Consider the following 8064-nt stretch of genomic DNA (forward strand, 5'->3'; position numbering starts at 1 on the left):
ACGTCAAGGGTCAAACACGTGCCGCCTCGTCTATGTGATGTATTATTCAACAGAATGCTTGATAGGGATAATCGTTCGTTGCTATGCTATCTATCGCCATGAACTATCGTGGCGACGGAGGATGAATAATGAATATTCGTGATCTTGAATACCTGGTAGCGTTAGCCGAGCATCGTCACTTTCGCCGCGCGGCAGATTCCTGCCATGTCAGCCAGCCCACGCTGAGCGGTCAGATCCGCAAGCTGGAAGACGAGCTGGGCGTGATGTTGCTGGAGCGCACCAGTCGTAAGGTACTGTTCACACAGGCAGGTTTACTGCTGGTGGATCAGGCGCGCACCGTGCTGCGCGAGGTCAAAGTGCTCAAGGAAATGGCAAGCCAGCAGGGAGAGGCGATGTCTGGCCCACTGCATATTGGCCTGATCCCAACCGTTGGTCCGTACCTGCTGCCGCACATCATTCCAATGCTGCACCAGACGTTCCCGAAACTCGAAATGTACCTGCATGAAGCGCAAACCCATCAGCTGCTGGCACAGCTGGACAGCGGCAAGCTCGACTGCGCCATTCTGGCGCTGGTGAAAGAGAGTGAAGCCTTTATTGAAGTGCCGCTGTTCGATGAGCCAATGATGCTGGCGATCTACGAAGATCACCCGTGGGCGAACCGCGATCGTGTGCCGATGGCCGATCTCGCCGGTGAAAAGCTGCTGATGCTGGAAGACGGCCACTGCCTGCGCGATCAGGCGATGGGCTTCTGCTTTGAAGCGGGCGCTGATGAGGATACCCATTTCCGCGCAACCAGCCTGGAAACGCTGCGTAATATGGTCGCGGCGGGAAGCGGAATCACGCTGCTGCCGGCGCTGGCGGTACCGCGCGAACGCAAACGCGATGGTGTGGTTTACTTGCCGTGCATTAAGCCAGAGCCGCGTCGAACCATTGGTCTGGTCTATCGCCCGGGCTCACCGCTGCGCAGCCGCTATGAGCAGCTGGCAGAGGCCATCCGTGGTGCGATGGATGGCCATTTCGACAGTGCGTTAAAACAGGCGGTTTAAACCGTTTAAGGCAGCGACCCGATAGGCTTCGGCCATGGTCGGGTAGTTAAAGGTGGTGTTAACGAAGTACTCAATGGTGTTGCCACCACCTTTCTGCTCCATGATGGCCTGGCCGATATGAATGATTTCCGCGGCGCGTTCACCAAAGCAGTGAATCCCGAGGATCTCTTTCGTCTCGCGATGGAACAGGATCTTCAGCGTCCCCACGCTCATCCCCACGATTTGCGCCCGCGCCAGATGTTTAAACTGCGCGCGCCCTACCTCGTAAGGCACCTTCATTGAGGTCAGTTGCTGCTCGGTTTTGCCGACAGAACTGATTTCCGGGATGGTATAGATGCCCGTCGGGATATCTTCGATCAGATGCGCCGTCGCTTCGCCTTTTACCAGCGCCTGAGCCGCGATGCGCCCCTGGTCATAAGCGGCAGAGGCCAGACTTGGGTAGCCAATCACGTCGCCAACCGCGTAGATATGCGGCAGGGCGGTCTGATACATGCTGTTGACCTTCAGCTGACCACGGCTGTCGGTTTCAAGGCCGATATTTTCCAGCTGCAGCGAATCGGTGTTACCGGTACGGCCGTTGGCATACAGCAGACAGTCAGCTTTCAGCTTCTTGCCGGACTTGAGGTGCATGATCACCCCGTCGTCACAGCCTTCAATCTTCTCATATTCTTCGTTGTGGCGAATCACCACGCCGCTGTTCCAGAAGTGGTAGGAGAGCGAGTCTGACATCTCCTGATCGAGGAACGCCAGCAGGCGATCGCGGGTGTTGATCAGGTCAACTTTGACATCCATTCCGCGGAAGATCGACGCATATTCACAGCCAATGACTCCCGCACCATAGATAATGACGTGACGGGGTTCATGGTGCAGGCTCAGAATGGAGTCACTGTCATAGACGCGCGGATGTGAGAAGTCCACGTCGGCCGGATGGTAAGGGCGTGAACCGCAGGCGATGACAAATTTTTCGGCGGTAAGGGTTTCAACCGAACCGTCGTGGCACTCGAGTGCCAGCGTGTGTTCATCCACAAAATGCGCGTTGCCCTGCAAAATCTCACAGTGGTTACGCTCATAAAATCCCTGACGCATACGTGTCTGCTGGTTAATGACGGTATCCGCGTGGTTCAGGATGTCAGCAAAGGATGAACGAAGAAGTCGGGAGTGGTCGCTGTAAAGAGGGTTCTGGTTAAATTCAATAATGCGGCTAACGGCGTGGCGGAGGGCTTTGGAAGGGATGGTGCCCCAGTGGGTGCAACCGCCGCCGACATTATGGTAGCGCTCAATGACCGCTACTCTGGCTCCCTGTTTCACCAGACCCATAGCAGCACCTTCACCGCCGGGGCCGGAACCAATAACTATTGCGTCGTAATCGTAGGAATGTGGCATGGCAAGGCTTACCTGTTCTTATACATAAAAGCAACAGAATCATAACATCATTGCCCGAGTAACCCAATTATCGTTGTGCTTTTTTCCGGCAGTGGAGCACAAACCGCACGTAAACAATCATTCACAAAGCTGAGCAAACAGATTAATTTTATTCTCTGGTATAGTGCCATCAGGCCTTTGGAAGGATTCAACTATCGTGATGGGCGTAAGAGCACAACAAAAAGAGAAAACCCGGCGTTCGCTGGTGGAAGCCGCATTCAGTCAACTGAGTGCTGAGCGAAGTTTTGCCAGTTTGAGCCTGCGCGAAGTCGCACGCGAGGCCGGGATTGCGCCAACATCCTTTTATCGTCATTTCCGTGATGTGGATGAACTGGGCCTGACCATGGTCGATGAAAGCGGCCTGATGCTGCGCCAGTTGATGCGCCAGGCGCGTCAGCGTATCGCCAAAGGGGGCAGCGTCATCCGCACCTCGGTATCGACCTTTATGGAATTTATCGGCAATAACCCCAACGCGTTTCGTCTGCTTTTGCGCGAGCGTTCGGGGACATCAGCGGCGTTTCGTGCCGCCGTCGCGCGTGAAATTCAGCATTTCATCGCGGAACTTGCCGACTATCTTGAACTCGAAAATCATATGCCACGTGCGTTTACTGAGGCGCAGGCCGAGGCGATGGTGACGATTGTGTTCAGCGCGGGTGCCGAAGCGCTGGATGTCAGCATTGAACAACGTAAGCAGCTTGAAGAGCGACTGGTATTGCAGCTAAGGATGATCTCCAAAGGGGCATACTACTGGTATCGCCGTGAACAAGAGAAACTGGCACATCAAACCGAAGAGTGAAGGTGAGTAATGAAACAGTCAGGTCAGGATAAAGGGACGCTGTTGCTGGCATTGATCGCTGGCTTATCCATTAATGGGACGTTTGCCGCTATTTTTAGCTCCATTGTTCCGTTTTCAATTTTCCCGCTTATTGCGCTGGTGTTGACCGTTTACTGTCTGCATCAACGTTACCTGAACCGCACGATGCCGGTCGGGTTGCCGGGACTGGCGGCGGCCTGCTTTATTCTGGGTGTACTGCTCTACAGCACGGTGGTGCGCGCGGAGTATCCGGATATCGGCTCTAACTTCTTCCCTGCGGTACTGTCTGTTGCGCTGGTATTCTGGATCGGCGCTCGCATGCGTAGCCGCAAAAGCCAGTTGCCGGAGTAATGAATCATTTGTAGGGCAGGTAAGCGAAGCGCCACCTGCCAAAAACGCCGGGTGGCGCTACGCTTACCCGGCCTGTAGATCACCGTGCGGTAAGTAAAACGCCGCACTCCATATGGTGGGTATACGGGAACTGATCGAACAGTGCCAGACGTTCAACTCTGTGCGTCTGGCCTAATGTTTCAAGGTTCTTGCACAGTGTCTCCGGGTTGCAGGAGATGTACAAAATACGCGGGTACGCCTGCACCATCTTTTCGGTTTCGCTGTCGAGTCCACTGCGCGGCGGGTCGACAAAAATCGTCTCACACTGGTAGCTCTTCAAATCGATCCCCTCCAGACGGTTAAACTGGCGTACGCCGTTCATGGCCTGGGTAAACTCTTCAGCGGCCATACGGATGATCTGCACGTTATCAATATGGTTGGCGGCAATGTTGTACTGCGCGGCGGCAACTGACGGCTTGGCAATTTCCGTCGCCAGCACGCGATCGAAGTTACGTGCCAGCGCCAGAGAGAAGTTGCCGTTACCGCAGTACAGTTCAAGCAGATCGCCCGTTGACCCTTCCGTTGCCTTCAGCGCCCACTCCAGCATCTGCACATTCATCGCGGCGTTCGGCTGGGTAAAACTGTTCTCCACCTGACGATAAATCATCTCTTTACCCGCCACCGGCAGACGCTCGTCGACGTAATCCTGATCGAGCATGATTTTGGTTTTTGTCGCGCGGCCAATCAGATGAACGTTGATGTTCTGCGCCCGAAGCGCATCACGCAGCGCTTCGGCCTGCTCGCGCCACTCGTCATTCAGCGCTTTGTGATACAGCAGGGAGACGATAGCCTGGTTACTTTGCGTGGTCAGATAGTCGATCTGGAACAGCTTGTGGCGCAGCACCGGGTTATCACGTACGCCGTCGATCATTAGCGTCATAAGCTGGTTGATAAGCTCACTCGCGGCCGGGAAGCTGTCCACGCGAATGCGGGATTTGGTCTGCTGATCGAAAATAATGTGGTACAGGTCATCCCCGTCATGCCAGATGCGGAACTCGGCGCGCATACGATAGTGGCTGACAGGCGAGCGAAACACCTCGGGAACGGGCGCGTTAAACGGCGTCATCATACTTTGCAGGCGGACAACTTTCTCTGCCAGCTGCGCGTCGTACTGTTCGGTCGGGAGGTGTTCGGGGGTCATGATGCGTCCTGAGTGATAAAGAATTACGCGGGGATTGTAGGGATTGTTCAGGGGATGTCCAGATTTAATGGCTAATAGCTGTCTGGACATCTATACGTGTCTAATTGTAGCATTCTGTTTCCGGTCTCATGAGAGTGAAAAGGGAATCCAGTGTAAATCTGGAGCTGACGCGCAGCGGTAACGACTGGCGGGATGAGCGTTGTAGACACTGTGAAAATGGGAAGTCTTCATCCTTATAAAGCCACCTAGCCCGAAGACCTGCCGGGATCACGTCGCATTTGGTTTCATCATCGCGTGCTATCGATGAGGCCTGCGGCATCCTTCTTATATTGTGGATGCTTTAACAATGATTAAAAAAGTATCGCTGTTGACGGCGTTTTCCGTCACGGCATTTTCGGGCTGGGCGCAGGATAGCGCAGACTCGTTGGTGGTGACGGCAAATCGTTTTGAACAACAGGAAAAAACAGTTCTGGCGCCGACGTCCGTGGTGACGCGTGAGGATATTGAGCGCTGGCAATCCACGACCGTTGTCGATGTTATGCGCCGCCTGCCGGGTGTGGATACCGCACAAAACGGCGGAATGGGGCAGTATTCTTCACTCTTTATACGCGGTACGAATTCCAGTCATGTTCTCATCCTTGTCGACGGGATCCGACTTAACCAGGCGGGCGTCACAGGCGCATCGGATCTCAGCCAGTTTCCGATCGCGCTGGTGCAGCGTATCGAATACATCCGTGGCCCGCGTTCGGCGGTGTATGGCTCCGATGCGATTGGTGGCGTAGTGAACATCATTACCACCCGCGCCAAAGATGGTACGACTCTGAATGCAGGCGTAGGCTCGCACGGTTACCAAAATTATGGCGGCAGTACCCAGCAGACGCTGGGTGAAACTACGCGTGTGACGCTGGCCGGTGATTACACGTATACCAAAGGCTTTGATGTGGTGGCGGACGGTAACAACGGCGGCGTTCCCCAAACCGATCGCGACGGCTACATGAATAAAACGATCTACGGTGCGCTGGAGCATGCGTTCTCCGATCAATGGAGCGGCTTCGTTCGCGGATATGGTTACAGCAACCGTACTGCCTATGACGCTTATTACAGCCCAACCGCGCTGGTTGATACCCGCCAGCTGTATAGCCAGACCTGGGATGCCGGACTGCGCTTCAACGAAGATATCTTCCATTCACAGCTGCTTTCCAGTTACAGCCACAGCAAGGATTTTTACTACGATCCGCATCTTGGACGTTATGACGCCACGGCTACGCTGGACGAAATCAAACAGTACAACGTTCAGTGGACAAACTCTGTGGACGTTGGCCATGGCAATATCGGCGCGGGTATCGACTGGCAAAAACAGAGCACAGAACCTAACACCAACTATGTGCCTAATGCCTACGACATTCGTAACACGGGCGCCTACCTGACGGCGTTGCAGAAGTTTGGCGATATTACGCTGGAAGGCGCAGCGCGCAGCGACGATAACTCGCAGTTTGGTCGCCATGGTACCTGGCAGAGCAGTGCGGGTTGGGAGTTTATTGACGGTTACCGTTTCATTGCTTCTTATGGTACGGCCTATAAAGCACCGAATCTGGGGCAACTCTACGGGCTCTACGGTAATGACCATCTTGATCCTGAAGAGAGCAAGCAGTGGGAAGGGGCGTTCGAAGGCCTTACCGCAGGCGTGAACTGGCGCGTGTCGGCCTATCGTAACGATGTTGATAACCTGATCGACTTCAACAATAACCTTCAGGAGTATTACAACGTTGGCAAGGCACGTATTAAAGGTGTCGAAGCGACGGCTTCGTTTGATACTGGCCCGGTCATGCATACTGTCAGTTATGACTATGTTGATGCGCGTAATGCGGCAACCAACCAGCTGCTGGATCGTCGCGCTAAACAGCAGGTGAAGTATCAGCTTGATACGCAGATCTATGATTTTGACTGGAGTCTGACCTATCACTATCTGGGGACGCGGTACGATACCGACTTCGGTACATGGCCGAGCCAGAAGGTCAAAATGGGCGGCGTAAGCCTGTGGGATGTCGCAGTTTCGTATCCTGTCACCTCACACCTCACAGTTCGTGGTAAAATAGCCAACCTGTTCGATAAAGATTACGAGACAGTTTATGGCTACCAAACTGCAGGACGGGAATACACCTTGTCTGGCAGCTACACCTTCTAATCCGCGTCCCACCGTGCTGGTATTTGATTCCGGCGTCGGTGGGCTTTCGGTCTATGATGAGATCCGGCATCTCCTGCCGGATCTTCATTACATCTACGCCTTCGATAACGTTGCTTTTCCGTATGGGGAAAAGAGCGAAGATTTTATTGTTGAGCGTGTGGTTGAAATCGTTACTGCGGTACAAAAGAGCTATCCCCTCGCGCTGGCCGTTATCGCCTGCAATACGGCGAGCACCGTTTCCCTTCCTGCCCTGCGTGAAAAATTCCAGTTTCCGGTTGTAGGGGTCGTTCCTGCGATAAAACCAGCAGCGCGCCTGACGGCGAACGGTATTGTGGGGTTGCTGGCAACGCGAGGCACGGTAAAGCGTCCTTATACCCGCGAGCTGATCGACCGTTTTGCCAACGAATGCCAGATTGCGATGCTCGGTTCGGCTGAGCTGGTGGAAATGGCCGAAGCGAAGCTGCATGGTAAGGCGGTATCACTCGAAGAGTTGCGTCGTATTCTTCGTCCGTGGCTGCGGATGCCCGAACCACCGGATACCGTTGTGCTGGGCTGCACCCACTTCCCGCTATTACAGGAAGAACTTTTAGCCGTGTTGCCGGAAGGGACACGTCTGGTGGATTCTGGTGCGGCTATCGCTCGTCGTACGGCCTGGTTACTGGAGCATGAAGCGCCGGATGCGAAATCAGCTGATGCGAATATTGCTTTTTGTATGGCCATCACGAATGAGACCGAGCAACTTTTACCCGTTTTACGTCGTTACGGCTTTGAAACGCTCGAAAAACTGGCGCTGTAGCACGGTTTTGAGCAAAAAAGAGACGGTTGAACGTTTTTTTTAAAAGAGGGGTTGTCAACGTCAGAGAACTCCCTATAATGCGCCTCCACTGACACGGAACAACGGCTTACAGGCCGCCGGGTTAGCGGGGTTCAGAGATGAACGCCAACAGAGAAAAGCGAAAATAATCACTTGACTCTGAATGAGGAAAACGTAATATACGGGACCTCGCAACGATGAGCTGAAAGCCGCGTTGCAACTGCTCTTTAACAATTTATCAGACAATCTGTG

General features: G+C 54.0%; 7 protein-coding genes and 1 riboswitch. Of the genes, 5 read left to right on the top strand and 2 right to left on the bottom strand.

Going from position 1 to position 8064, the window contains the following annotated elements; all coding sequences use genetic code 11:
* Positions 1–128: 128 nt before the first annotated feature.
* Entirely contained in the window at positions 129–1046 is a 918-nt protein-coding gene (gene oxyR / locus LDK53_RS02490; protein WP_025758848.1) for a DNA-binding transcriptional regulator OxyR, read from the top strand.
* On the opposite strand, the gene sthA is transcribed toward oxyR, so the two are convergent.
* A complete protein-coding gene (sthA, locus tag LDK53_RS02495) occupies positions 1029–2429 on the bottom strand; it encodes a Si-specific NAD(P)(+) transhydrogenase (protein WP_025758849.1) in 1401 nt (466 codons plus the stop codon). The two genes, oxyR and sthA, sit on opposite strands and share 18 nt — an antisense overlap.
* 196 nt (positions 2430–2625) lie before the next feature.
* Here sthA and fabR point away from each other — a divergent pair, with 196 nt between their 5' ends.
* Positions 2626–3264: an HTH-type transcriptional repressor FabR gene (gene fabR, locus LDK53_RS02500; protein WP_008501784.1), complete on the top strand. Its 639-nt coding sequence runs from the start codon at positions 2626–2628 to the stop codon at positions 3262–3264.
* A 9-nt stretch (positions 3265–3273) separates the two neighbouring features.
* Positions 3274–3633, top strand: a complete 360-nt coding sequence (locus LDK53_RS02505; protein WP_025758852.1) for a YijD family membrane protein — start codon at positions 3274–3276, stop codon at positions 3631–3633.
* A gap of 79 nt (positions 3634–3712) precedes the next feature.
* Here LDK53_RS02505 and trmA read toward each other — a convergent pair whose 3' ends face one another.
* Positions 3713–4813: a tRNA (uridine(54)-C5)-methyltransferase TrmA gene (trmA, locus tag LDK53_RS02510; protein WP_104557204.1), complete on the bottom strand. Its 1101-nt coding sequence runs from the start codon at positions 4811–4813 to the stop codon at positions 3713–3715.
* Positions 4814–4917: 104 nt separating this feature from the next.
* A riboswitch (cobalamin riboswitch) is annotated at positions 4918–5094 on the top strand.
* Between the two features lie 65 nt (positions 5095–5159).
* Here trmA and btuB point away from each other — a divergent pair.
* Positions 5160–6998: a TonB-dependent vitamin B12 receptor BtuB gene (gene btuB, locus LDK53_RS02515; protein ID WP_225283994.1), complete on the top strand. Its 1839-nt coding sequence runs from the start codon at positions 5160–5162 to the stop codon at positions 6996–6998.
* A complete protein-coding gene (murI, locus tag LDK53_RS02520) occupies positions 6943–7794 on the top strand; it encodes a glutamate racemase (RefSeq protein ID WP_225283996.1) in 852 nt (283 codons plus the stop codon). The genes btuB and murI overlap by 56 nt, the downstream gene beginning before the upstream one ends.
* The last annotated feature ends 270 nt before the right edge of the window (positions 7795–8064 follow it).

The organism is Enterobacter sp. K16B (assembly GCF_020216105.1).
GTDB classification, from domain to species: domain Bacteria; phylum Pseudomonadota; class Gammaproteobacteria; order Enterobacterales; family Enterobacteriaceae; genus Enterobacter; species Enterobacter sichuanensis.